This window comes from Leptospira bourretii, assembly GCF_004770145.1.
GTDB classification, from domain to species: Bacteria; Spirochaetota; Leptospiria; order Leptospirales; family Leptospiraceae; genus Leptospira_A; species Leptospira_A bourretii.
Genome location: NZ_RQFW01000022.1, coordinates 147965 through 174481, shown reverse-complemented (window position 1 = coordinate 174481; position 26517 = coordinate 147965). Strand labels below are relative to the sequence as shown.

Sequence of the window (26517 nt, the reverse complement as noted above, 5' to 3'; positions counted from 1 at the left end):
TCCTGCATTAACAATAGTATAACTTATATGAATTGTGACTTACAACGGAACAACTGTGTTTTTGAAAGGGGCGCTAAATGTTCTGGAACAACATATTTTTAATTAAAAAATGCAACATTGCCAAGGTAATTTTTAGAGTTAGGATTCGTTATGCGAAAGTTAGAAACTGAAATAGGGGAAAATGAATGAAATTAATCATATTAGCTTTTTGTTTGGGATTTCCTTTTTTATCTTTGGTTTCTCAACCAAGTCAAAACAAACTCAATGTTTTGGGTCGCAAGGGTTATGAACTTTCGATTCAAAACACTCCAAACAAAGAACTTCTAAACTTAGAAAAAATAATTCCAGAAATCCTTTTGGATATCAAATACGCAACTCCGGATAATTTTACCAAACAAGTTATCTATAAGGAAGCCAAAGCCTTTGCTAGAAAACCAGTAGCAGAAGCACTAAGAAAAGCCAACCTTGAATTTTCACAACTTGGATACTCGATTAAAATTTTTGATGCATACAGGCCATACAGAGCAACAGTCAAATTTTTTGAAATTGTCGGAGATACAAGGTATGTGGCTTCACCAAAAAACGGATCAAGACATAACAAAGGTTGTGCGATTGACTTAACTTTGGTGGATACAAAAACAAAACGGGAACTTCCGATGCCAACGGAATATGATTCCTTTCGAAAAGAAGCTTGGGCTGAAGCACCAGTTTCCGATCCAGAGATTTTAAAAAACCGAACCACGTTGATTCAAGTACTCAGTAAATATGGATTTCGTGTGAACAAAACCGAATGGTGGCATTATGATTTTTTGGACTGTTTTGGGTTTGAAGTTTTGGACATTCCTTTTGAGGAATTGGAGTAGGGGTTAGATTTCTACCCCGATAACATTTGTTTTGGGATTTGGTACAGTGACACGTCCTATTTTCTCCAGGTGTTTCAGTTGCCTGTGGCTTCCTTTTTGAGAAAAAACATACCATCCATCTTGAAAAAGGACTCCCATGATTTCTCTAACCTTTTTTTGCATCTACTCAGTAGGTTGAAATTTTTGATCTTGGTCCTTAACATTTGAGCAAACTTAGACACCATTCCTGCGCCAGCGATTGGAGTGGAAATCCGAAGGATTGGAACGAAAAGCGCGGTCGTTACAAGATAAAATATTCGTTTGTTATGTGATTCGAGGCGCCCAAAGAAATAGGCAAAATTAATATTTTGGGGGAAGTAGTTTTCGCTGATGATTAATGATTAAAGTTATTTATCGCAATGTTTTAGTTATGCGAATTTAGATTTCTGATCGAATTCTATAAAAAATTCTTCAAACAAGGTAGAAAGAATTGATAATCCTTTTTTCCTATTTGAAACATTTTGATCCTGTTTCCTTCTAACTCCCATTGGATTTGACCAAAGAACCAACCGAGTTTGGTGGATATTTTTTTGATGGCCGAAAACTCTAATGGATGGTGGTCAAAGTGAGATCGTAAAACTGGATTTCGTACTAAATGAAATCGTTTATCTGTGAGAATGAGAAGCCATTTACCGGCTTTGTATTTCTCTTTGGATCCTTCGAGAAGGCCAATGCAATACCCTTGGATGATTTCATCTTCTTGTAAGATCTGGTGCAGGATCGTAAACTCACTTACATAAAGGAAAAGGATATTGAGATCAATATGTGGATGATTGGTCAGTAAGGATTTGATTTGGGAAACGACGGTTTCTTGGCTAAGCATTTACTGTTCCTTATTAGGTGGGAAAGTTTCTCCCTTCGAATGATGGAACAATCTCATTCAAAGGGAGGTAAAGTTTTATACTGCGTTGACGACTAAATCTCCACCAGCTTTTACTTCGCCAGCTTCGTTTTTAGCTTCTACAAGAACAGTCACTGTTTTTTTGCCATCTTTTTCAAATTTCTTTTTGATGGTTCCAACGATGGTAAGTTTTTCGCCGAGTTTAGTCATGGCTTTGAAAGTCACACCAAAGTAAGCGATGTCTTTTTGTTCAGCCCAAGAAGTACAAAGTCTTCCTACTTGTGCCATTACATACATACCATGAGAGATTGTTCCATCGAGGCCTGCTTTTCTTGCGAAATCAGGATCATTGTGGATGGGGTTAAAATCTCCAGATGCTCCCGCATAACGAACTAAATTTGCATGTTCGATGACTGGGATGTCGAGGGAAGGAAGAGTCTGACCAACTTCTACTTTATCAAATTCGATTTTTGCCATTGTTAGCCTCCTGTATTAATCCTTACGAATGAAAATCGCCATCTCAGCAGAAAGGATGGGATCATTTTTTTCATCATAGATGGTTGTTCTGAAAGTAACGATTTCTGCTCTTCCTGATTTTACATCAGAAATTTCGGACTGTGCGTAAACTTTGCCCGGATACAGAATTTTGTGATACGTATACTCTTCTTTTAAGTGAAGGATTTTGGAAAGGTCGATACCGAGTTCGGCCATATCGTTCCAAATCTTTGGGTATCCCCAAAACATAATGACTGTAGGGAAAGTAGGTGGAGCAGGAACATCAGAGTATCCAGCTTTTTTTGCTTCTTCTACGTCAAAATAGATTGGGTTTTTTTCGTTGATGGCGAGGCAGAATTCTTTGATTTTTCCTCGTTCCACTGTGAAATCAAAACGATCTAGTTTTTTTCCAACTATATCTTTGGTTATTGCCATTGGCATTTATCTCCTTAGTGTTTATCGATCCAAGCAACTAACTCTTTAAAGACGATTGTCCTGTCTTTTGGGAGTTCGTTCATGGTTTCGTGGTATAATCCGTCAAAAATTTTCATTGTTTTGTCTTTAGAGTTTACCTTTTCAAAGGCTTCCAAAGTTCCTTGGACGAGAGCAATTTGATCCTCTTTCCCATGGAACATATAAATTGGTACATTGATTTTTGTAGCTGATTCCAAAGCGAGACCGTAACAGTTGAGTAAGTAGTCACCTAAGTAGGCTCCGACGTTTCCGTGCACTAACGGGTCTTTTACATAGGCTTCTACGACTGACTTGTCGTGAGAAATCATATTAACATCAAGTCCTGTGGGAACTGTAAGAGTGGGTGCAAGTTTTGCTAAAAATCCACCGGCTCCTTTTTTGATATCCATCACTAGGTCTGTTTTGACTTTGATGGGAAGAGCACTACAGATATAAGCATCTAAATCATTTTGGTAGTTGTCTGTGGCAGTGTAAAGAAAGGTAATGGCTGCACCCATAGAGTGACCAAGTAGAGTGACTTTACTGACACCTTCGTTTCGTTTTGCGATATCGATGAGTTCCTTAAGGTCAGCAAAAAAATCAGAGAAATGAGTGATGACACCGCGGCGTCCATCGGATTTACCATGACCTCTCGCATCGATGAGGTAAATGGCGTAATTGCGTTCTGCCATTGCCTCCAATAAAAAATTGTAACGGCCACCGTGTTCCCCGATCCCGTGGTGGACCAAAAGGACACGTTTGACTCCCGATTTAGGTCGGTAAATTTGGTAATAAATTTTACCGCCGTCTTTGTTTTGAAAGGTAGACTCCTCACGGGAGTAGGCTTGTTCCCAATTACTCATAGATGTCAATGGTGGATGATAGAAACCTAAAAAGAAACAACTTTTCCTGTTCGTCGGAAACCAGTTTTCCAAACTGGTTTCAAATGCGAGCGACTCTTCCTTTCGCCCTTACAATCTGTTTTTGTCTCTTCAGCTGTTTGAACAAATCGGAAAGACGTTTCCCAGTGGATTTGGTTTTGGAGTTACGAAATGCAAAATCAAAAATCGCCATCCCGCGTGATTTATTACCCTACCATTGGAAAAAAAATCCAGGTCGCCAAAGTGGACTTCCCCTCTCTCGCAAATGGGAAAATACACAAGTCACTTTCAATACAGACAAAGAGATTTTTTTAAACCATTCCCTTGATTCTCTTTTTTTTCCACCGGGGCAAGAGTATGAATTTAAGGTAACTAAAGGAGAATATGAATTTTCTTCTCTTGTTGGTTTGTTAGGTGGAACGGAATTTCAAACCCAAGTTTCAGGAAAGTTCAAAATTTATTCAGGAGAAACTCTATTAAAAGAATGGGACCTAAACGGATTATCTAAGGAACGTTGGTTTTCAAAAAAAGAAATTTTAGAAATTGGGGAACAACAAATATTACGATTGGTTTGGGAGAGTCCGGATAGTTATCTTTTTGTCGGAGAACCTTTGTTATATCCAAAAAAAGAGTTTGGTTTTGAAAGTCAGGAATCTAAAAAACCAAAGTCTGTGATACTGATTGTCATTGATTCTGCGAGAAAAGATTTTTTTGGATCTTATGGTTACCCTCATTCTGTCACACCCGTGATGGACCAGATGGCTAAGGAATCTGTTTTTTTCGAAAATCCTTTTGCCAATGGCAATTGGACGAAACCTTCGATGATGTCTTTTTTTCATTCCGAATATTCGTCTAACCTTGGTTTGGGGAATTCTTGGTTTTCGACAAAACCCTACCAAAGAAAAGTTTATTACGGAAAAAAAAGAGACAACTTAGCCAAAACATTTCGGGAAGCAGGATACTTTACTCAAACAATCATGAATAATGTTTTCTTTTTGGATTACACAACGGTTGGTTTGGATTTGGGATTTCATAACTCTTTCCAGGTGGGAATGGACATAGTGGATACCGAAGTTCTCACAAATAAAGCAATCGAGTTTGTTTCAGAATACAAAGACAAACCCTATTTTTTACATTTTAATTTGAATACTCCTCATGCCTCGTATTCTCCACCTCCTGAGGATATGGTCGCGGTTCGGTCGATTGTTCCTTCCCATTTGTTTTATCGATATGAATCCCCTGTCCAACGTTACCTCGGCGAAATGCATTATACTGACCGAGAAATTGGGAGGCTTGTGGATGCGTTAAAGAAAGAAGGGGTATATGAAGAAACTATGATCATTGTGACCGGTGATCATGGGGAACTTTTTAGTCCTCACCACGATTATAGTTATCATTTCATTATGCAAACTCGGTTTGGTCATGGGGAAACTCATTATGATGAAGAAATCAATGTCCCATACTTCATCAAACTTCCTAAGTCTTTAAAAGAAAGTTTAGAATCTGACCTTGCTAAAAAGGCAAATGGAGGACAAATTCGAATTTCTGGCCAATCGTCTTTGTTGTCTTTGGCGCCAACCATTTTAGGATTTCTTGATTTATTACCTAAAAATTCCACCTACCAAGGTGTAAATTATTCATCTTGCATTCGCATAACAAATATTTGTCCCATAGAGAAGTATATTTATACAGAAGGAAGAATGTCGGAATCAGTTCGGACGGAAAATTATAAGTACATTCGTAGGTATCCAGGTTTTACAACAGTTAGGCGAACATCAGCTGGTGAGCCCCATACCATGGCTGAAGAGTTGTATGATTTAAAAAAAGATCCAGAGGAAAAAAATAACCTCAGTCCCTTGCCCGAAGGTGAGAGTCTTTTACAAACAGCAAGGTCAGACTTTCGCCGGGAAAACTTTTTAAAACGAAACAATTTGCGAATTTTAATTCCACCTTGTTCGGAAGCTCTTTGTCGTGATTTCCTTTCTTTGAATGTCCAAGGGTCCATTTATGATTGGGAGATCTCTCCTGCGATCCAACTGGGTTCCGGTTCCGCAAAAACCATTTCTTTGCAAAAAGAATCAAAACCTTCTAAGACAAGCCAAGGGGAAGAGCTAGTATTCAAAACAGTGAATCCAGAACTCGGTGCTTTTTTTAGTTTTTCAAGGAATGGAAAAACGATTCCTGTTCGTTTTGGAAGGTATGGATTGGAATACCAAAGATCCATCACCAACGTAGAAGACTTAATTGTATCGGAAAGGCAACCAGAAGGGTTTCCCACTTCTTCATTGCCTTGGGTGTACAACGATGGTGCTTTTAGTGGAACGAGAGAATCGGATGTACAAAGAGAGATGGGCAAAGAGGTGAAAAAAATATTGGAAACCTGGGGATACATCCACGAATAATTGCTCGTATTGGCAAAGGGGTTTGACTTACTGATCAAGACAATTGTATGAAAGACTTGTTTATTCCTCCGCATTTTGAAATCCCAATTGCATTGGGATTGGATTTAGGTTTTCCCATTCTTTCTAAACTTCTCTTCAACATTGATGGGGTTGTGATAGATAAAGAAGATGAACTCCGCCTAAAAGAAATCAAAAACAAAAGGGTTATGTATCTTTCCAATCAACCAAGTGACTTGGAACCTATCATCGCATATTATGTTGCCAGTAAAATTGGAACACGATTTCATTTTATGGCTTCACGTAGCATTTTTAATTGGGGTTTTGGTTTGGTGGGAGAACTTATCAAACGAGTTGGGGCTTTTTCCGTAATTTCAGGATCTTTCAATCGTAGTGCAATCAAAACCACAAAACAGATATTATCCGAAAAAGCTGGGAAACTGGTTATGTACCCGGAAGGAATGGTCTCTGGTGAAAATGATAATTTGGTATCGTTTTTACCTGGAGTCGCACAAGTTTCTTTTTGGGGATTGGAAGCTGCTTTAGAAAAAGATCCCAATGCGGAATTATGGATCCAACCAACCTTTGTGAAATATAAAATTTCCGGCTCAAGGGATTCGATCCTTGCCGACATTGAAACTTCTCTTTCAAGAATCGAACGCAAATTAAAACTTTATCCCGGTGGAAGGACACTTCTTCGCCGATTTTTGACTGTGGGCCGCGTGATGTTAGAAGAAACTGAATTTGAACTGGGAATTCCAAGAGCTGATACAGAAGGGAAAGATTTTGATTATCGTTTGGGAAGGGCTAGACATACTGCTTTGAATTTAGCAGCTTCCATTTTAAACGTGAAGTTTCAAGAATCAGACAATGCCATTCAAAAGATTCGATTGTTATTTACTGCCTTGGATCGTTTAGAAGCAGGTGTTCCTCTTTCTACAACACCAAAACACCTAACAGATCAGAATATCCGTCGTGCCAAACAATTGGTGGATACTGCCTATGCGTTTATCATTACCAAACCTAAAAATTTAATCCAATGGCCGTCGGCGGAACGTTTGATGGAATGGATTTGTAGTTTTGAAAAACATATTTTTGGAAAAACAGAAATGAGACCACGAAAGGCTCATGTGGTTGTTGGTCCTGCGTTTTCACTCGCACCGTACTATCAAACGTATCAGTCTCAAAAAAAAGACGCCATCCAAAGTTTACTTACAGAAATTCGCAAACAAATGGAAATACTGTTGGAACGAGGCAAAAAAGAAAGTGAACCTTTGGTTCCTCCGTATTCGGTGGGACTTGATTTGGAAATCGGTTAGTCCAAAACTAAAGTAATTTCTACTCTGCGGTTTTTATGCCGATTCTCTTCTGAATCATTGGGAACGATTGGTACTTCGTCAGCATACCCTTTGAAGGAAATATGTTTTTCGTCCATCTTATGAAGATCAACTAACGAATGAAGTACGGACTTTGCTCTGTCTTCAGATAGTTTTTGGTTGTATTCTTTTTTTCCTATATTGTCTGTATGACCGGAAACTCGAATTTCTCTGTCAGGATATTTTTTTAGGATCTCCGCAATTTTTGTTACAGCGGTTTCTGCTTCGGGTTTTAGTTTGCTATCGTTAAAATCAAACAGAATAGAATCCAAAGAGAAAACAATTCCATCTTCGGAAGTTCGAACGGAAACGGGAAGATTTTTTGGATCTGTTTTTTTCTCAGGAGAAGGGATTTCTCCCGTATCAGTAATCCTTCCTAAGTTTTCTTCATTTGGTAATTTTCCGTTGGTTTTATCTTTTGATGGATCACCGATTTTAGTTCCATTCAAATCACCGGTATATCCTACAATTAAATCTTCCAGTATATCTTCTCGAATGGATTCTTTATCTTTGGCATTGATTTGGTTACGAAGAAAATATACACCTTTGATATGAAAATTTGCTTCTTGTACCGTTCCGTTGGGATAGATAAAAGTGTATGATAATTTCACTTCTTTAAACTCGGGAACACCGCGGCTGGCATTGAAAAAAACGGTTCCGGATGCAAATCCAAAAATTTTATAGGGAACATTTGGTACCATCTTTTCCCCGTCTGGTTTGTTATAAAAAATCGGATAGGTATAAGTGATCTTCTCACAATTGCCTTTATAATTTCCTTCTGACCAAGGAAAGATTCCTTGGAAGGTATATTCGGGAATCACTTTGACTCGGATGCGTTCAGAATTAAAATCAAACGATTCTTCTGCTGGTAATTTCCATACATCGGAAACAGAAACCGGCGTATCGGGGAAACTCGGAAAACTGCGAAGGTTTGGCATGATAAATTCATTAGGAACTTCGTACCGGCCATTGCGAAAGAGAGTGAAATCTGATAAAAATTCTTTATCCTTCCAGAAAGGTCCAGATGTTTTCCCGTAACGAAGATAGGTATCAAACCATGCGTTCACCAAACAAGAGTCAGTTGAACATTTTTTAGGTTTCATAACCACTCTGTTTTTATCTTCTCTTTCCACCGTTTTTGTGCCGACACGGAAAAAAACATCGTGGTATTCGTTTAGCTCCAATACTTGGTTTTCCTTCCATTTCCACTGGAAAGTGGTTTTGGACTGCGGGTCGGCAGAGGCCGTGGCCAACGGAAGAATTGTTACAAAACTATAAAATACCAATCGGTGGAAGGTCATCACAAAACAAAGATCGGGGAATTTTTAGAAAAACTGATAGGGGAAATGGAAAAAACTAGGGGTTTTTGCGATTGACGAAGGATGGATTTTTGGCTTTACCTGAATTACCATGAAAAACCTTTCTCTGCTTTTTTACATTTTGATTACAATCAACTTTGTCGCTTGTAAGGACAAACAAACCTTAAAAGTTGCAGGTTCCGAAACCATGAACAGTATGATGCGTTATTTAGGAGCTGAATATGAAAAGGTTAATTCTAATGTTCGTGTAACAGTCGAAGGTGGTGGTTCCGAATCAGGAATTGACAGATTACGAAAAGGTGAGATCGATATGGCAGTTTCCTCTCGCGATTTAAACCAAGCCGAATTTGATGACCTTCGTAAAACGGGAAACTTAGAAAAAGTAAGATTGGCTTACGATGGAGTTGCTCTCGTTGTGAATCCTAAAAATTCTGTTTCAAAACTTGACTTGGCCCAAACTTCCGATATCTTTTCTGGAAAAATTAAAAATTGGAAAGATGTAGGTGGTGCCGATGCTCCCATTTCGATTGTCATTCGTAACGATAAATCCGGAACACAAGACTACTTTCAAAATCATATCCTCAAACGAAAGGATTTGGGTTTGAATGAGTTTAACGAATACAAAGCCAATGTTTTTTCAAAAGACGCAAAAATCGTAAAAGATAATTCTGAAATGTCAAAATTCATTCAAGAAAATTCGAATAGCATTGGTTATATGGGTATGGGATCTGCTCTTGTGGAAAACAAAGACAAACTAAAAGCTTTGGATTATGCGAGAACTAAAAAAGATCCTTATGTTGCACCTTCCGTGAGAAACGTATACGATAGAAAGTATAAATTGGCTCGAGAATTATTTATGATCTATAAAACAGACCAAGGTGATAAAATTGATGCCTTTGTTACTTTTCTTACAAGCGAACAAGGTCAGGTTGCCGTTTTACAATCTGGATATTTAAGAGCATCACTTCCAGAAGTAGAAGTTTCTGCAGAGCCTGTGAAATAGGGACGTTTTTCGATTTAAATTTCAAACAAAGTTTTTCTTTGTTTGTTTTACTTAATAAACTAAAACTCTATGATTCATTCGGTCCGCTATGTACAGTTGGCCGAATTTGTTGAAAAAAATTCCAGTAGGGGAATATAGACTTTTAGGTCCAATGACTCCTGCATTACAACTTCCTCCATTGTTTGCTACAGAACAGATTAGATCATTGAACTGACCAAATACTGCGACTGCGGCAATCCCTTCTGTTTGGGTAGTCCTAGGATACATCACCACACGGTTGTTACCCGAATCTGCAACAAAAAGATTATCACTCTGGTCTAAAGCTAAACCAGTCGGACCAGAAAGACTTGTTGGACCTGAACTACCACCACCGCATGTGATAAAATCTGGTTGGCCATACACTCGGGTGGCGGTTGTGGATCCTGGGGGAAAATATAGGATTCTGCTATTGCCATTATCGGAGATGTACAATCCACCTTCGGAATCTAAAACCATTCCGTTGGGACTACTCATTTTTATATTGGAACATCCAGAAGAACTAGAGGTCAAATCTGGTTGTCCGTAAACGCGACTGGCCGTAGTGGAACCCGCAGGAAAGTAAAGGACACGATGGTATGCAGATTCAGAAGTATACACTCCTCCGTCGGATGCATGGGTCACTCCCATCGGAGTGCTTAAGGTGGTAGCACTTGCAGGTCCTGCCGAAAAACTAGTAAACCCAGGTTGTCCATAAACAGCAAAGGGAATTGAAGAGTTATTTGAAAAATGCAAAATGCGATTGTTTCCCATATCCGCTGCATACAATCCGTTGTCTTGGTCGATTCCTATTCCGCGAACACTATTTAGGGAATTTTCACTTACAGCAGTACCAGCACAGGTTCCAGCGGATGCTCTGTTGATCACATCACAAGTCGAATCTCCAAATTGTCCGTACACTCTTGACGATGCGTTAATGTTAGGTGGATAGTATTGGATGCGGTTCACTCCGGAAATATAAACGCCTCCTGAGGTATCCACAGTCACCCAATAAGGGGCGCTTAGATTTTGGCTAGACGCAACGGCACTGATTGCACAGGCACCTGTATTGTAAGTGATACCACAAGTAAATGACCCGTATTGTCCGTAGACCATGGTTGCACTTGTATCTACAACTTGGAGTGTGATGGTAAAAACGGCATATCCGGGATTACTTCTTGTAATGGTAATTGGAGTATTTTCTGTGATGGCAGCAGTGGTACCTTTAATTTCTCCAGAAAATGAATCAAAACTAAGCCCGACAGGTAAAGCCCCTAGCACCGAATAACTGGAATTAGTTTTATATCTAGGAATGATGGAAACTGGAAAGTTTAGATACAATCGGTAATTTGAAAATTTATATTCGAATGGAGGGACGTTTACTAGATTATTTCCACAGTAATGGGACGCAGCGGTAGTGGCAGATTGGAAAAATAAAGAAGAAAGATAGGAATCTGATTTTGGATCACAGTAGTTATTTAGAGATTCCTGTTTACAAAAGCTCGAAAGTAAGATTGAAAATAATAAAAATAAATTTTGGAATTTGAATGAGGTTTGCATTAGATAGGATTTATCAAATAAGGTGGAAGGATGTAATATTTAAATTTTATAATAAGTTAATTTAATATTGGCAAAATAAAAAATAATTTATCAACAAAAAAATCAATAAAATTGTACGAAGATAATGAATTCAGCAAAGGGATTTAATGTCAGATAGCAGAACCATCCTTCGAAAAGGGATACTTGGGGAAATCCTTAAAAACAATTCTGATGGCGCAACCTCATGCTAATTTATCGATAGGACGTGGGTCCTTTTATATTTTTAAAATTTGAGCAATCGATCTTACTTTTGATTCAACTTCCGTTTTTATCATCTAACCAATGCGAGGCGCCAGAAAATTGAAATGGTTGCTTAGATTTTTAAAAAACCAGGATTCTATTATTTTGTTGGTCAGAGATATGTAGTTGGCCCAGTTGGTTGAAAGAAATTCCTGTGGGCGTGGAAAGGCTATTGGGTCCAATGTTTGGACCTGCACAACTTCCGTTATTGTTGGCAACTCCACAAAGCATATTATTAAATTGGCCAAACACTGCCACTGCTGCAATCCCAGCAGACTGAGTTGTCCTGGGATAGACCACGACTCGATGGTTCCCTGAATCAGAAACATATAAGTTTTCACTTTGATCCAGAGCCACTTTCGTTGGACCAGAAAGTGTTGTAGCACTAGCAGTACCGGGGGTATTTGTAGTGAAATTAGGTTGACCATACACTCGACTAGCGACTGTAGAACCGACAGGGAAGTACAGCACCCGGTTGTTATTTGTATCAACGACATAAAGACCACCTTCTGAATCAAGTGTGATACCCATAGGGCCACTCAAATTGACATTGGTTGTACCAGTGGTCGTTGTTGTGAAATTGGTTTGTCCATAAATGCGAGTTGCAGTGGTAGAACCTGGAGGAAAATAAAGAACTCGATGAGTTGCAGACTCTGAAATATAAACTCCCCCTTCTGGTGAGGAGACCACACTTTGTGGAGTATTCAAAGATATCGCACTGGTAGACCCAGGTGTGTTTGTGGTATAGTCAGGTTGCCCATAAACCACGGAAGGTATGATTGTATCTTTGAAGAAATATAATACGCGATGGTTTGCCAAGTCGACGGCATACAAGCCACCTTGGTGATCCAAGGCAATTTCACGAACTCCATTTAAGGAATTTGCATTTGTAGAACCCACTCCACATGATCCTGCTGAATTCACATTGGCCAGGTCACATGTAAACATTCCGAATTGCCCATACACCCTTGTGGATGCAGTTGTATTTGGTGGAAAGTATTGAATACGATTGACACCTGAAATATAAACTCCTCCGGAAGGATCTGCAACCACCCCATAAGGAAAACTAAAGTTTTGGTTGGTGGCTGATCCTGGTGTACAAGCACCACTATTATAAGTATTGGCACAATTAAAAAATCCGAATTGCCCATACACCATTGTAGGACTTGTATCTACCACCTGTAAGGTGATGGTTACCATTCCAAATCCTGGACTATTTTTGGTGATGGTGAGATTGGTCGCTGTCGTGATTTGCGTGGTTGTGCCTTTGATTTCTCCCGTTGCCGTATCAAAAGTTAAACCAGAAGGTAAAGCTCCTTGGATCGAATAACTAGAGTTCATTGGATGGCGAGGGATAATGGACACAGGAAAATTAAGATAGAGTCTATAATTGGAATGTCTATAACCGAATGGGGGAATGTCCAGAAGATTGAATCCGCAGTGGTAGGATACAGGTGTTGTGATGGCTTGGACAATTAAAGTTTCTAAATAAGAATCGGCTTTAGGATCGCAAGTGTTTTCTAGATCCTTTGGTTTACAGCTGGTGGTGAAAAAAATGAAAATAGGAAGAGTGATTGCGAATATTTTACTTATTATTTTCATGTCGGAAAGGTTTTTTAGTATAAAACTACTGGCTGGTAAGGATCGTCCACAAAAATGTTTTGGTGGATTTTATTTAATAAAGGATTTATCAACTAATTTCAAACTTGTAACCAACTAAGAAGTTATTTGCATACTCTCCTATAGTAAAAGAATTATCGTTTTAAATCAGTAAACCAATACCCTATTATTACTATAATCTGAAATATACATTCGACCTTGTCGATCGAAATGGACGGCAGTAGGCCGGTATAAATTTTGGGGGCCCGGTGTACCAATCCCACACGCTCCATTATTGTTGTCAGCACCACAATTGAGATTTCCAAATTGGCCGATGACTGCAGAAGCTGTCATTCCAGATGACAAGTTTGTTTTTGGATAAACCAGTACCCGGTGTCCATTGAGATCGGCTACGAAGAGATTTTCGCTTTGGTCTAAAGCTACTGCAACAGGATTGTTTAGACCGTTACTTGTAGTAGCAGAAGCATTTGAAATAAAGTCAGGTTGGCCATAGACTTTTGTCGCAACATTAGAACCTTTTGGATAATAAACCACTCGATTGTTTGATGTATCTGCTATGTAGATTCCACCTTCGTAATCGACAACCACACCTTGGTTTGAATTGAGGCCACTGACTGAGGTAGTAGCGCCATTACTAACGAAGTCAGGTTGTCCATAAACTTCCGTAGCTATGTTTGAATCTTTTGGAAAATAAATTACACGACTATTTCCAGAATCAGATACATAGAAACCTCCTGTAATATCTAAACTCAATCCAATGGGAGAATAGAAATTTGCCTCCGAAGCAACTCCACCACCTGGCGTAACAAAGTCAGGAACACCGATCGCACGGTAAGGCACTGTATTTTGATTTCCATAAACTAAAATTCTACGATTAACATTTGTATCTGATACAAATAGGTTGTTTGATGTATCGAGGAAAATGCCTCGTGGGTTATTTAGTGTGGTGGCTGCAAGAGCTCCTAATGGGGTACAACTTTGGTTTGTATGTGCGTTGGAAATATCACAAGTAAACAACCCATGTTGTCCATATACTCTAGTTGCTGTTATTTGACCAGGTGGATAATACAAAACTCGATTCCCACTGGAAATATAAACACCACCTGTGTTATCAGTGATTACGGCATTGGGCCCCGACAAGTTATCGGCTGTTACTGGCCCTCCCGCAGAACAATCACTGGCAGTAAGGTAATTGGCCCCACAGTTCAAATTTCCTAGCTGTCCATACACTTTAGTGGCTATCAAATCTTGTACTTGAATTGTAATTTGTCCAAGAGCCACACTTTTACGGTAGACAGTATAAGTTTGTCTTTCTGCAGGAGAGGTAGGATTGCCCGACAGCGCTCCTGTATTTGGATCTATATAAAGTCCTATAGGTAAACTTGGATAAATGGTAACATTTGTTTTAGAACCTAATCTTGGCAATACGGAGATGGGAATGGATTTATAAAAAGTAAAATCTGTGAAACGGTATAGATCTCCAGAGTTCACTACTTGCAGTTGACAAAATCCACCTTCTATACTTGCAGAAACAAGAAGTTGTGGGAAAAAATCTTTTGCCTCGCTATCACAAGGGTTAGATAAGGATGCCATCTGGCAGTTTCCAGAAAAAGATAAAACCAATGAAAGGAAAATCAGTCGGACAAACATCTATTTAAGAAATGGATTCTAGTAGAAGGATTAAGGCAATTTATTTTTTGGTTCAACTCCTTTTGGAAATAAATTTCTTAAATTGTAGAATCCGTACCTTCCAACTTTGCCACATAAGGTAGATTACGAAATCTACCTTTGTAGTCCAAACCATAACCGACAAGAAAATCATCTTCGATGATAAAACCTGGATAATCGACTGGAATGTGTGGATTGGCTTTTGATTTTTTCCAAAAGAGGGCCGCCACTCTTAAGTCTTTTGGATTTTGTTTTCCGACTTCTTCCAAAAGGTATTCTAAAGTTTTTCCTGTATCAACAATGTCTTCGACAAGCAAAACAGATTTATTTTTGACTGAGTGTTTGAGCTCTTTGGTGATTTTTAAATCTCCAGATGAAGTCGAATCTCCATAAGAAGAGGCGGCCATAAAGTCCACCTCATGCGGAATGGCAATACTACGACAAAGATCAGCTGTGAAGATAAAACCACCATTTAAGATTCCAATCACAACTAAGTCCTTACTTAAAAAGTCTCGTGAAATTTCTCTTGCGAGCTCGTCTACACGTTGGTGGATTCTTTCTTCTGAATATAAAGGTTTCATTCTTTGCCTATTTGCCCGGGGATCCAGAATACCGACAATTGGCAACTGCCCCAGCTAAGATCTTTCCATGAATCTTTTGAAAAACTCAAGCCGAGAAATGCGGCCGTCGGAAATTTCTGAAAGTGAGAAACCTCTGATTCCCCAAACAGGAGGGAACTTCCTAAGTCCTCTAACCCTGGATTGTGGCCGACTAGGCAGACGGAACGTACGGCAGACGTGAGTCCTTGCAGCAAAAAAAGTAAATCTTCTTTCTCTGCGTCATAGATGGATTCGCGAAGTTCTGGTTTGGGAAACCGAAGGATTTCTTTACGAAGGGAAGAATAGGTTTTTAAAGTTCTTTCTGCCGGTGAGACAAAACATTGATCAAATTCAAAACGACTTTCTTTTAAATAATCTCTTAAGGCTTTGGATTGTTCTTTCCCTCGGCGGGAAAGGCTGCGATCCAAATCAGAATCATAAGGTTCATCCCATTCTGATTTGGCATGGCGAAGTAAATAGATTTGTTTCATAACAATATACTAATCGAAACAAATGACTGAGAAATCACGAAATGACTATTTTTGTATTTCTTTTTCGTATTTGGAAATGAGCTCGTTATTGTTTTTACAAGAAAACTTTGTCCTCATTTGGTTGAGATGGTATTCCACAGTTTTTCTAGACTTTTGGATTCGATCTGCCACTTCGTTTTGAGATAAACCTTGGACGAGTAGGTTGAGAATTTCCATTTGGAAGGCAGAAAAAGGAAGTTGTACTTTGCTCACTCCCTCGGAAATAAATGAACCACCTTTCATCACAAGTGAAATGACTTCTGGTAGTTTAGAGATAGGATCTGACTTTAACATATACCCATCAGCCTTGGCTTTGATGGCATCTTCTACATAGACACGGCTTCCATGTAAAGAAAAGATAATGACTTTTGTTGGTTGGTGTTTTTCTTTAATCTCACGCAATACATCGATACCATTTCGGTCTGGTAAATCGATGTCTAAAACCAAAACATCTATGGGATTCGATTCTAAAAAATGAAACAAATCGGCTGCCGTTCGAAATTCTCCGGCAAGAGAAAAGAAAGGATTGGATTTCAGGATAGATATGATTCCTTCAGTGACAACGGAATGATCTTCTAAGATGGCAATTTTTATGGATTCCACAGCCTTATGATTCTCAGAGTATTCTTCTCATCCATCCAAAAATCTTTCTGGGACTTACTTATTTTTTGTAGATATCCCTTAATTTTCTCACTTGTCATCATTGGCACCACCTCCTGCCGGTTTGACGCCTACCCAACCTTACTGGCAAAAGATGGTGTTTTGGATGCGAGATTCGCCGACTTTTCAGGGGAAACGATAAACCTGACTGGGAATTGGGAATTTTATTGGAATGAGTTTTTGGATCCCACCACAGAGTTACCAATTCACAAATCTTATCTTAAAGTGGGTGTTCCTTGGTTTTCCCAAGAGAATGAAGATGGGGAATTGTATCCAAGTTTTGGTTATGCCACCTATCGCCTAACGGTTCTTTTGCCGGAGAATACTTCCGAAAATGAACCTTTTGCCATTTCGGTTCCTGTATTGCATAGTGCGTATCAAATTTATGTGAACGGAGAGTTGGTTGGTGAAAATGGAACCATTGCAAAATCCGCAGAACAACACAAACCTTCCTTTCATTCCAAAATTATTCCTCTCAGTGGAGTCTCCAAAAAAATAAACCTGGTCATTCATATTTCCAATTTCTCTCATAAGTATGCAGGGATACATGGAATCATTCGATTAGGAAAACTTCAAAACATCATAAACATATGGAATGTAAATTTTACCGTTTCTTGGATCATTATGATCTTTATGTTATTTCTTTCCATCTATCATGCGTTGGTTTATTTTATCAATCGATCAGAAAGAAATGCACTTCGAATGGCCTTTGTTTATTTGGGGATTCTCATTCTCTCTTCCACATTGATTGAAACAAGAGTTTTGTTTAATCTTCTTTCAGATGATTATTGTATGGCATTGTTTCGATTTTCTCGAATTGGATTTGTTTTGGTTTTATACTTCGGTGGCTATGTTGTTCTTAATTTAGCACAAATGCGTTTTTTCAAACGAATCTTGGTTTTGCTAAAACTGTATACATTGAGTTTTTTAGCCGTAGTTCTGTTAACTCCGGTTTCTTATCTTTCGAAACTTTCCTTTTATTTCGAGTTTACTTCTGTTGTGTTTGTATTTTTGGGATTGTTTTCCGTCTCTCTTGCTCTTTATTTCCAACGAAAAGAAAGTAGATTGTATTTCTTTAGTTTGTTATTAGCCATTATCGGTGGACTTATTGACATATTTTTAATTACAAATCCGAATTTTGGATATAGGCCACTTGGACTTGTTTCTTTATATTTGTTTATTTTTCCGCAAACATTGGGAGTGACTTTAGGGCTCGTTCGTGTTTATAAAAGATCAGAAACCTTATCAAAAGAATTATACAAACGAAAAGAAGCTCTCGAAAAAAAAGTAAAAGCACGTACGATGGAATTGGAAAAGGCAAATCGTTGGAAGGCAAACTTCGTTTCTTTAATTTCGCATGACTTACGTTCGCCTCTAAATAGTGTGAATCAAATTTTGGATGTAATTGATTTTAGTTTTAGCGAAACAACCGAAGAAGAAAAAAAGAAATTTTTAGAAATTTGTAAAACAGGTGTCACCCAATCTCTTCGTATGTTGGAACAATTATTGGATGTAAGTCGGTTTGATGCCTTTGGAACCAAACTCATCCAAACACGGTTTTGTGTGAATGAACTCCTGAATGAAATCATTGAATCAGTAGAACCATTGGCCACACTCAAAGGGATTCGAATCCAAAAAGACACTCCCATCCAAGCAGAAATCATTGCTGACCGCACTTTGATTGGCGAAGTATTTAAAAATATCCTTACCAATTCTATTAAGTATTCTTATCTGAATTCGGAAGTTTGGGTTGGTCTTTCTTTCAAGGGGAAATGGCTTTCTGCAGAAATTCGGGACCGGGGTTTAGGGATGAGTGAAGAACAAATCCACCGACTCACCGGCGAAGAAACAATAAAAAGTATGCCAGGTACTGCAGGAGAACGTGGTACTGGGCTTGGTTTACAATTATGCACAAATATTTTGGAAGCACACTTTGGAAAACTTCGAATCAAATCAGTTTTAGGTGTTGGTTCGGCCTTTGAGATTTCTTTGTCAAAAAGCACAAAATCTGTGTTACTTGTGGATGATTCTGGTAATTTTAGATCAGACCTAGCTGAAGTTATGCGAAGAAATCAATGGATTGTGATTGAAGCAGGAAACGGGGAAGAAGCTTTATCACATTTATCAAGAATCACTCCAAGCCTCATCATTACCGATTTGCATATGCCTGGAATGAATGGGATTTCATTAATCCACGAGTGGGAAGGGCGTCGTAACCAAAACCAAAAAATACCCATCATCTTAGTCAGTTCGGATGCCCCCCTTTCCGGCGGGGATAAGTTTTTGGAAGAAGAAGGGTTAGAAACCATTGTTTCTGCTTATTATTCCAAAATGTATAAGGCAGAGGACCTCTGCCAACAAATCGAAGCGATCTTAGAGTAACACTCGTTCCATGTGATTTTTGATATGAAGGCTATGTGCTACATCATATTCTTCTTTTGTGAGTTCACCATAAGCAAAATGAGGTCGTAGAGAAGACTCTTTTGTTTTGGAAAAATCATCGATGGCTTTGATGAGCCTTGTGATCCCAACTTTTAATTCAGTGGCATTGGAAATTTCCTCCGCGCCGGGAATGGGTTCTTCTAAACCATGGTTCATTTTATTTTTAAAAGCAAATACAGAAAATGCAATTTTCCCGACAGAACCTCGGAAGAGAGATGATTTCATTTCAGGATACCCATTCAGTGAGTACTCAATGCTTTGGGCACAATGGGTTAAAACTTTTCCAGGACTCCAGTTTCCAGCAATTTGAATTCCTTTGGGATCAGATTGTAATCCGACGAGTAAAACACGAAGGTCAGCAAGGTCATCCGCTTCCAACCAAGGAGATTCTTTTGTTTGAGTGGATTTGTCCTCATCCTGTTTGGATTCACTTTGTACAGGAAATTGGAGTGCGGTATACAACAAGGCAGATCGTTTGATAAACTCTTTTCGTTTCATTAGAATTTTCCTTTTAGCGCAACTGGTTTTTCCGGTTTGGAACGGAGTTTCATATTTAAGAATTCAACAATCACAGAAAAACACATCGCAAAGTAAATGTATCCTTTGGGAATGTGTAATTCAAATCCTTCTCCAAGCAAAGCCACTCCAATCAAAATCAAAAAACTTAAAGCTAAAATTTTGATGGTTGGATGTCTGTCGACAAAATCGGAAATACTTCCACTCGATAATAACATAAATCCTACAGATAGAACTACTGCAACAATCATGACTCCTAATTGGTCTGTCATTCCCACTGCGGTGATCACTGAGTCCAAAGAAAATACAATGTCAAGAATCATAATTTGAATGATGACTTTTGAAAAAGAAACTCGTTTGGTTGATTCTTCGCCTAACTCAGATTCTCCTTCTAGTTTGTGATGGATTTCTGTGGTAGACTTAGCAATTAAAAAGAGTCCTCCAAAAATCAAAATGAGATCACGCCCGCTGACGGAATGGTTCAAAATCGTTAAGATTGGATTTGTGAGTTTCATAATCAGTGAAAGAGAAAATAACAAAAGGATACGAGTGAACATGGCAAGTAAGAGACCAATTTGCCTTGCTGACTTTTGTTTGGTTTTTGGCAATCGAGAGGAGAGGATGGAGATAAAGATGATATTGTCGATGCCAAGGACAATTTCCAAAGCAGTCAGTGTCAATAGTGCAAACCAAACTGAGGGATCGGAGAGAATTTCTATCATAACGTATCCCAAACTGATAAAATCAAAAAAGGAATCAATCTAAATCCAAGCAACGTTTTCCATAAAGAGACTAACGACGATAAAAATACCAACCTTCACATTCTTTCACCAAACGAACCCCTTTCCAAATGTCCAAATGTTCTTTGGTTTCTGTGATCCCCCAGGAAAATTCTCCAAAAGATTTTCGTTCTAATCCCTTGTCCCAAGTTCGGTTGGAAACCCAAGGGTAGTAGATCCCCTCTTTCGTGAATGGAACAAGAGTCCAATTTTGGTTTGAAAATGCGTAAACATACTTAATTGGCCAATAGGTAGAAGCGCCAGAAATTTGAGGATCAAATTGGGAAAGGCAAACCATCCGGTGTAACCGTTTGGATTCCCCCTCCTTTACTTTTTGAGTTAATGTTGGATACCGATCATTGTAAAAGAAAACAATTCCTAAAAATACAATGAATACTGCCACGGAACGAAGGACAGGAATGAATGTAACCATTCGGTAGATAAGGAAAAAAATACAAAATACCAAAAAATAGAGATAACGAAAGTTTGGTTCTATTTGAAAAATAAATAATGCAAGGACTGAGAGAAAAGGCGAAAGCAATAAAACCAATTCCAAAATTAAATCTTTTCCCTTGGGCCGAAATACGGAAATCAAAATGTAGAAAATAAATAAAACAAGATACCAATCAAACCACTCTGCAAATATCGGATGTTTGGTGATGGATTCAGTTAACCCCGAAACCCAAGAACTTGGATCTTTTAAAATCAAAACTTTTGCTGATTGGATTCTATCCATTGTGGGCAGTTCTTTCGAAGTAAAAATTCCAATCCCACTTAGGCGTAAACCTTGTTGCCAAACTTTTCCTAAACCAAATCCAATGAGAACCAAACCAATGGGATAAATGGATTTTTTTTGCAAACGAACGAGAACATATACAAGTAAAAATGGGGCAATATGGACAAAAAACCAATACTCGGAAATCCAAATGAAAGATAAAACCAAAAGGAATCGAATCATCTGAATTCGGTTTTTTGGATTCCAATTTTGGATTTCGTAAATTGTGTAGGCAGCAAAAATAAATATAACCGCATGGAACCCCGGAAAATAAAACTGTCCGAGGCTATTGGGCAAAACACCTGCTAAGGCTAAAAACCCCAAAGAAAACAAATACGAAACTTTGTTTGGAATGCCCAAGGTTTTGGCCAAAACAAAGGGCATCAAAAAATAAAAAAAACCAAATAACCAATGGAACCAATAAACTGAATGGAAAAGCGGGTATAGTAGAACCGATAGGATTATTTCTGGAAATAAACTGGAACAAGGAGGAAGGTTCCAACCTCGAACTCCGGCCCATCCACCAGTCCAAAAATCCCGAGCAAAAAGATAAGGATATAAAATATCGCTATCAGTTCCTTCTCCCAAATGGTTTTCATAAATGGCATCAAAAAACAAATGAAAGGTGCCAAAAAGAATCAGTAAGATTAGGATTGTTTTTATCAATCGCCGTATCATTCGAATATCACCAGTTATCTAAACTAAATCCACCAACACAAATGATCCAAACACTTAACAAAGTTTAAACCAAATTTAATTTTAAGTTCAAATCCAATTGATCAAATGAACCAAGTGAATTAGTAACTGGGGCATTTCCTTTCGAACGTTTTGAATCGTTCTGGGAAATCTAATTCCACTAAGATTCGTTTGTCGGCAATAAAGGGATGAGGGAACTCCAATCGTTTCGCAAAAAGTAAAAGTCCATATTGGGTATAATCTTTTGCCGAACGTGAATACAAAGTATCTCCCACAACGGGGCAACCAATCTTTGCCATATGAACACGGATTTGGTGGGTACGACCTGTTTCAAGCCCTAGTTTCATCAAACTAAATTTACGCCCTGTTTGTGTTTGGACAATTTTTTCTGTTTTGTAATGAGTGACGGCCATTCGTCCATCTTCTCTTACACACATCTTCACTCGTTCGACGGGATGGCGGCCAATCGGTAGATTGATGGTTCCTTCTGATTCCACAGGAGCTTGGAGGACCCAAGCGTAATAAGTTTTCTCAACTAATCTATCTTGGAACATTTTGGAAAGGGCAGCATGGGCACGATCGGTTTTGGCAATGATGAGAACACCTTCAGTGGGTTTGTCTAAACGATGGACAATCCCTGGACGACGTTCACCACCGGTAGCCGAAAGATTTTTAAATTGGTGCAGGAGTCCATTCACAAGGGAAGGTTGGTCGTCACCAGGCCCACTATGGCAAGCAATCCCTGCTTTCTTATGGATAACCATAAATTCGTCCTCGTCATAGAGAACAGGAATGTCCATGGGGATGGGTTCGAGTCTTGAGGGTGGTCTTGCGATCACATCCACGACATATTCTTCGCCAACGGTCACTTTATATCCATTTTTAGTGGCCAGTTGTTCTTTGGTTTTGTTTGTCACAAATCCAGAATCAATCCACTTTTGAACGGTAGAACGGCTGAGATCGTCTCCGGCATTGTCTTTTAGAAAGACATCCAGGCGACTTTGGTCATAATCTTCGGAAACAGTTACAAATATTTGCATTTTCGGTTGTTATCTAATGAAAAGAACTAAACTATGGAAACATTAAGGTAGGTCAACTGATGAAAAAAGGATTTTTTTTAAGCCTCATCCTCCTCGCAGGTCTTTCGCTTTCATTAACGAATTGTTCGTCTTCTGAAGAAAAAGAAACTCCCAAAGAGACAACTTCTTCCACTACGGGAACAACATCCACTGTATCTTCCAGAGATCTCAATGCAGCTCTTTTGGACGAAATCAATGTAGCACTCAAAGACTACCGTTATCCAGATGGTGTTCGTCGCAGAGGTTTTAGCTACAAACAAGCGGACATCCAAGCAGAAGATTTCAAAACTTGGGCAAAAGACAACGTTTCTTATATCAAAGACGCTCTTGCAAAACTTCCTGAAGGATATGCTTTAGAAGTAACTGGTCATGCGGATGCATCTGGTCCAGAAGAAGCAGAAGGTGCTAAAAAAGGAAACGGATACTATTCACAAATTCGTTCTGATGCAGTGAAAGACGCTCTTGTAAAACAAGGGATCCCTGCTGACAGAATCGTAACAAAAGCTTCCGGTTCTTCTAAGCCAATTTCTGGTTTTGATGAAAAAGACGCGATCAACCGTCGTGTGACTTTCCAAGTCGTTTCTAAATAAGAAAGTAACCTTTCTTAACTAGAGATTTTTCTCTAAATAAAAACCCACCCTTTGGTGGGTTTTTTTATACCTATTTCCTTTTTGTGATCAGACACCTCTCTTGGTTTTTTGGTTTGGGCGCCTCGTATTTGTTATGCGAATGACAATTCGATTCTATAACGACCGCGCTTTTCGCTTCAATCCTTCGTTAGTTTTTATCTGAAACAAGATCCATATATATTTCTGCGAAGGATTTCCTCTGCAATCGCTGGCGCAGGGGGTGGGAGCTAACACCAAAAATGATTCTCTTTTTGGAAATTACGATTCCATATGATTATTAAAACAAGTGTAAGATGATCCATTTGGTTCGGATATTTTGATTGAAACAATTTCTTTACGATGACAAACTGCTTACCGGAAATCTAGGATCTATCATGCCAAACACCGCTCTCGAATACATCCAATCCTTACCAGAAGATCGAAAAGAAGCCTTCCTCAAACTTCGAAACACCGTCAAAAAAAATCTTCCTAAGGGTTTTGAAGAAACCATCCAATACAAAATGATTGGTTATGTAATACCTAAAAAAACATATCCTGCAGGATACCATGTAACACCGGAACTGGCTCTTCCTTTTCTCCATATTGCTTCCCAAAAGAATGGGCTTGCTCTCTATCATATGGGAATTTACGCCGATCTAAAATTACTCAAATGGTTCCAAACCGAATATCCCAAACATTGTAAAACCAAACTGGATATGGGAAAAAGTTGTATCCGTTTTAAAAACTTAAATGATATTCCTTGGAAATTGATTGGAGAACTGGTGTCGAAGATGAGTCCTAAGGATTGGATTCAAATTTATGAAAAAAACATAAAAAAAAACTAAACGGCAAATTTGATTCTGTTTGTTTGTCGTTCTCATCAATTGTAATTCTTTTGGAATTTAATCACATCCAAACCCAGGTTGGTAGAGCTCTTGGCAAGATAAGGTCAGAGGAATTTTGTCTGCATCTCTAGAGTTTAGAGCAATCAGAAGGCACACCTGTAAATTTCTCTTTTTTTCTTCACAGTTATTGTTTGTTGTGATACGCACACGACATTGGAATAAAAAAAGTAGACTGAATAAGATGGCGACAACACAAATTCGTTTCATTTTTTCCTTGGACTAATTGAGAAAACTTCATCAGATTGATTCGATTTCAGAAATAGTTTGAATTCTTCACAAATCACCTGTTATGGTGAAGTTGTCAAGAAAGGAATTAGGTTTCTAGATGCTTCAGAATACAATGACAAACTAGCCTAGATTTTCAATGTGATGAGGATTCACTGGAGTTGGACATGGATCATTTGATCCCTGTTGCCAAAAATAGCGAAGCATCTTCCTTCATAAAAATATTTTTTCCATGATAAAATGTATTCTTCTTTATATTATGAAACCCAACTTCAGAGAGTAGGGACTTAATTTCTAAATCGGTAAATCCGTTATGCACTTTGGGATGGTAAATCTTTTCATTTTTATCAAAATCAATAAGGATGATCCTCCCTTGGGGATTTAGGATTTCATAAAAAAACTTTAAAATCTTTTTTGTATCGGGGATATGCAATAGAACCAACGAAACCAGCAAAATATCTGCTTTTTTTGTTTTTGAATTTTGCAGAAAGTTGGAGTGGATTACCTCTGCATTGTGTATGTTGGTTCTTTTGATTTTTTCTCGGACAATGTCTAACATGGGTTCTGATGCATCAATCAGAAGTATATGTTCCACTAAAGATGTTAAGGTGAGGCCGACAAGACCCGTGCCACAACCATAATCAAATAAAGTTTTTGATTGGCTCTCCTGGCATTCTGCCTCCACGGCACTGGAAATGATTTTTGCTAATTCTATTCTTTCGTTTGTATCATACTCTTTTGCGAGTTGGTCAAAAACATTTGTTTCCATCCTATTTTAGACAACAATGAACCATGTGAATCCATCCTAGTTCCAAAAAAGATTTCTTAAAAACTAACCATCATTCCCAAATAAATTCCACGCAAACGATCAAAGTTTTCTGATTTTTTAGGCAGGTTCCATTCCCAATTGTCTGTCACGGAAGGATTCTGTGAACCTAAATTTGCAGTGTTACGGCTAAATTGAATTTCATTATAATGCAAATAGGAGAACTTAGAAACAATCATATTATAACCCACAAAAAATTTCATATTAGGATGAAAGGAATAGGAAAACGATCCATCCCATTCATAACCACGAAAGATTCCTTCCGTACCGGCAGTGGATAGGGAATATTGTAACCGGTCCTCCATTAAGTTGGGTTGTTTGAAAAACCGAGTGCCTTGTGTGTAGAATACATCTATTGTTAGGTGGAGTGCCAATTCTTGGGTGAGTTGGTAGATCGTTTGGGCTGAGACTTGTGGGCCATACGTAAAAAAATATTCTTTGAAGGTTCCTTGGCCTAAATAGTTTCCATAAAGATACCTGTTGATATTGCGAACCCCACCTCCCAGATACAATTTCCAATCTTTGTTAAGTAAAAATGTTTGGTAAAGGTTCAGCTCAAACTCAGAACGAGCTGTCGGAGAAAGATAAAACCGGGATACATTTCCCCCTTGGGCCGACTGTTGGTAAAGTAGAGTGTTTGCATTTACGATTTCAATTTCAAAATAAGAAAGATCCACTTTGAATCCTTTCTCTAAGTTTTCATAACTGAATACAAAGGGAATGAGAACCTTTCCATTTTCTTTCAAAGCGGAACTGGAACGAGTGGGGACAATGGATTCATTTTTATCCGTAAGAGAGCTGTATTCGTAAGGAAGGTAGTGGTAGGTCTGTCTTTTTAAGAGCAAACTCCATTCTGATTTTTTGTTTTTTCCTTCGGGGGTAGGAGTTTCCATTTCCCGGCCCTCCGCAAAAATCATCGAAGAGACAGAAACAAGGATTAGATAAATTAGGTTCTGTTTCATTTTTTCTGTTATAGACTGATTTTAAAAAATGGAAACGATTTTTTCCTTCCTGTTTTCCTCTTTCTCCTTGGTGTTTCTAACAGTCCTTGTAAAAATTCATTTAC

At 38.5% G+C, this 26517-nt stretch carries 26 protein-coding genes; 7 read left to right on the top strand and 19 right to left on the bottom strand.

Annotation, left to right across the window (positions count from 1 at the left end; translation table 11 throughout):
• Positions 1-185: 185 nt before the first annotated feature.
• Positions 186-863 (top strand): M15 family metallopeptidase, encoded by a 678-nt coding sequence (locus tag EHQ47_RS18000; RefSeq protein ID WP_135747211.1) that lies wholly within the window; start codon positions 186-188, stop codon positions 861-863.
• 3 nt (positions 864-866) lie between these two features.
• Here the strand turns inward: EHQ47_RS18000 and EHQ47_RS17995 are convergent, their stop codons facing one another.
• The 5 genes from EHQ47_RS17995 to EHQ47_RS17975 all read right to left on the bottom strand — a co-directional run bounded on the left by EHQ47_RS17995 (position 867) and on the right by EHQ47_RS17975 (position 3554).
• Entirely contained in the window at positions 867-1001 is a 135-nt protein-coding gene (locus EHQ47_RS17995; RefSeq protein WP_244290407.1) for a type II toxin-antitoxin system HicA family toxin, read from the bottom strand.
• A gap of 298 nt (positions 1002-1299) precedes the next feature.
• On the bottom strand, positions 1300-1725 hold the full coding sequence (locus EHQ47_RS17990) for a PH domain-containing protein (protein ID WP_135747209.1): 426 nt from the start codon (positions 1723-1725) through the stop codon (positions 1300-1302).
• A gap of 75 nt (positions 1726-1800) precedes the next feature.
• A complete protein-coding gene (locus tag EHQ47_RS17985) occupies positions 1801-2220 on the bottom strand; it encodes a MaoC/PaaZ C-terminal domain-containing protein (protein WP_135579596.1) in 420 nt (139 codons plus the stop codon).
• A gap of 15 nt (positions 2221-2235) precedes the next feature.
• Complete coding sequence (locus EHQ47_RS17980) at positions 2236-2673, bottom strand: FAS1-like dehydratase domain-containing protein (protein WP_135747208.1); 438 nt, start codon at positions 2671-2673, stop codon at positions 2236-2238.
• Positions 2674-2687: 14 nt separating this feature from the next.
• Positions 2688-3554 carry an alpha/beta hydrolase gene (locus tag EHQ47_RS17975; protein WP_135777745.1) on the bottom strand — a complete coding sequence of 289 codons (867 nt, stop codon included), beginning with the start codon at positions 3552-3554 and terminating at the stop codon, positions 2688-2690.
• A gap of 11 nt (positions 3555-3565) precedes the next feature.
• Between EHQ47_RS17975 and EHQ47_RS17970 the strand changes: the two genes are divergently transcribed.
• Together EHQ47_RS17970 and EHQ47_RS17965 are read left to right on the top strand one after the other, a co-directional pair.
• Complete coding sequence (locus tag EHQ47_RS17970; RefSeq protein WP_135777778.1) at positions 3566-5974, top strand: sulfatase family protein; 2409 nt, start codon at positions 3566-3568, stop codon at positions 5972-5974.
• Positions 5975-6021: 47 nt separating this feature from the next.
• Positions 6022-7290: a 1-acyl-sn-glycerol-3-phosphate acyltransferase gene (locus EHQ47_RS17965; protein WP_135747206.1), complete on the top strand. Its 1269-nt coding sequence runs from the start codon at positions 6022-6024 to the stop codon at positions 7288-7290.
• Here the strand turns inward: EHQ47_RS17965 and EHQ47_RS17960 are convergent.
• Positions 7287-8648, bottom strand: a complete 1362-nt coding sequence (locus tag EHQ47_RS17960; RefSeq protein ID WP_135747216.1) for an OmpA family protein — start codon at positions 8646-8648, stop codon at positions 7287-7289. The genes EHQ47_RS17965 and EHQ47_RS17960 overlap by 4 nt on opposite strands.
• Before the next feature lie 109 nt (positions 8649-8757).
• On the opposite strand from EHQ47_RS17960, the gene EHQ47_RS17955 reads away from it, so the two are divergent.
• Complete coding sequence (locus tag EHQ47_RS17955) at positions 8758-9669, top strand: phosphate ABC transporter substrate-binding protein (RefSeq protein ID WP_135777744.1); 912 nt, start codon at positions 8758-8760, stop codon at positions 9667-9669.
• 51 nt (positions 9670-9720) lie between these two features.
• On the opposite strand, the gene EHQ47_RS17950 is transcribed toward EHQ47_RS17955, so the two are convergent.
• The 6 genes from EHQ47_RS17950 to EHQ47_RS17925 all read right to left on the bottom strand — a co-directional run bounded on the left by EHQ47_RS17950 (position 9721) and on the right by EHQ47_RS17925 (position 16543).
• Positions 9721-11244, bottom strand: coding sequence for an NHL repeat-containing protein (locus EHQ47_RS17950; protein ID WP_135777743.1), 1524 nt, complete (start codon positions 11242-11244; stop codon positions 9721-9723).
• 360 nt (positions 11245-11604) lie between these two features.
• Entirely contained in the window at positions 11605-13125 is a 1521-nt protein-coding gene (locus EHQ47_RS17945; RefSeq protein ID WP_135747203.1) for an NHL repeat-containing protein, read from the bottom strand.
• 165 nt (positions 13126-13290) lie between these two features.
• Positions 13291-14736, bottom strand: a complete 1446-nt coding sequence (locus EHQ47_RS17940) for an NHL repeat-containing protein (RefSeq protein ID WP_135777742.1) — start codon at positions 14734-14736, stop codon at positions 13291-13293.
• 134 nt (positions 14737-14870) lie between these two features.
• Entirely contained in the window at positions 14871-15392 is a 522-nt protein-coding gene (gene hpt / locus EHQ47_RS17935) for a hypoxanthine phosphoribosyltransferase (RefSeq protein ID WP_135777741.1), read from the bottom strand.
• Complete coding sequence (locus EHQ47_RS17930) at positions 15389-15901, bottom strand: SixA phosphatase family protein (RefSeq protein ID WP_135777740.1); 513 nt, start codon at positions 15899-15901, stop codon at positions 15389-15391. Before EHQ47_RS17930 ends, hpt begins: the two co-directional genes overlap by 4 nt.
• 45 nt (positions 15902-15946) lie before the next feature.
• Entirely contained in the window at positions 15947-16543 is a 597-nt protein-coding gene (locus tag EHQ47_RS17925) for a response regulator transcription factor (protein WP_135747199.1), read from the bottom strand.
• 6 nt (positions 16544-16549) lie between these two features.
• Between EHQ47_RS17925 and EHQ47_RS17920 the strand changes: the two genes are divergently transcribed.
• Positions 16550-18982, top strand: coding sequence for a hybrid sensor histidine kinase/response regulator (locus EHQ47_RS17920; protein WP_208727459.1), 2433 nt, complete (start codon positions 16550-16552; stop codon positions 18980-18982).
• On the opposite strand, the gene EHQ47_RS17915 is transcribed toward EHQ47_RS17920, so the two are convergent.
• From EHQ47_RS17915 to EHQ47_RS17900, 4 genes are all read right to left on the bottom strand, one after another.
• Positions 18974-19540: a DUF1569 domain-containing protein gene (locus EHQ47_RS17915; protein WP_135747198.1), complete on the bottom strand. Its 567-nt coding sequence runs from the start codon at positions 19538-19540 to the stop codon at positions 18974-18976. The two genes, EHQ47_RS17920 and EHQ47_RS17915, sit on opposite strands and share 9 nt — an antisense overlap.
• Entirely contained in the window at positions 19540-20277 is a 738-nt protein-coding gene (locus EHQ47_RS17910) for a TerC family protein (RefSeq protein WP_208727462.1), read from the bottom strand. Before EHQ47_RS17910 ends, EHQ47_RS17915 begins: the two co-directional genes overlap by 1 nt.
• Positions 20278-20350: 73 nt before the next feature.
• Positions 20351-21790 carry a hypothetical protein gene (locus EHQ47_RS17905; protein WP_135777739.1) on the bottom strand — a complete coding sequence of 480 codons (1440 nt, stop codon included), beginning with the start codon at positions 21788-21790 and terminating at the stop codon, positions 20351-20353.
• 119 nt (positions 21791-21909) lie between these two features.
• Positions 21910-22848: an RluA family pseudouridine synthase gene (locus EHQ47_RS17900; protein WP_135747195.1), complete on the bottom strand. Its 939-nt coding sequence runs from the start codon at positions 22846-22848 to the stop codon at positions 21910-21912.
• A gap of 56 nt (positions 22849-22904) precedes the next feature.
• Here EHQ47_RS17900 and loa22 point away from each other — a divergent pair, with 56 nt between their 5' ends.
• Both loa22 and EHQ47_RS17890 read left to right on the top strand, forming a co-directional pair.
• Positions 22905-23477 carry an OmpA family outer membrane lipoprotein Loa22 gene (loa22, locus tag EHQ47_RS17895; protein WP_208727461.1) on the top strand — a complete coding sequence of 191 codons (573 nt, stop codon included), beginning with the start codon at positions 22905-22907 and terminating at the stop codon, positions 23475-23477.
• A gap of 359 nt (positions 23478-23836) precedes the next feature.
• The gene (locus EHQ47_RS17890; RefSeq protein ID WP_244290399.1) at positions 23837-24340 is read left to right on the top strand and encodes a DUF1801 domain-containing protein; all 504 of its coding nucleotides are present in this window, start codon (positions 23837-23839) and stop codon (positions 24338-24340) included.
• Between the two features lie 57 nt (positions 24341-24397).
• Here the strand turns inward: EHQ47_RS17890 and EHQ47_RS17885 are convergent, their stop codons facing one another.
• From EHQ47_RS17885 to EHQ47_RS17875, 3 genes are all read right to left on the bottom strand, one after another.
• Positions 24398-24607: a hypothetical protein gene (locus EHQ47_RS17885; RefSeq protein ID WP_135747193.1), complete on the bottom strand. Its 210-nt coding sequence runs from the start codon at positions 24605-24607 to the stop codon at positions 24398-24400.
• 190 nt (positions 24608-24797) lie between these two features.
• On the bottom strand, positions 24798-25394 hold the full coding sequence (locus EHQ47_RS17880) for a class I SAM-dependent methyltransferase (RefSeq protein ID WP_135747192.1): 597 nt from the start codon (positions 25392-25394) through the stop codon (positions 24798-24800).
• A gap of 56 nt (positions 25395-25450) precedes the next feature.
• Complete coding sequence (locus EHQ47_RS17875) at positions 25451-26413, bottom strand: LA_2444/LA_4059 family outer membrane protein (RefSeq protein ID WP_135747191.1); 963 nt, start codon at positions 26411-26413, stop codon at positions 25451-25453.
• Between the last annotated feature and the right edge of the window lie 104 nt (positions 26414-26517).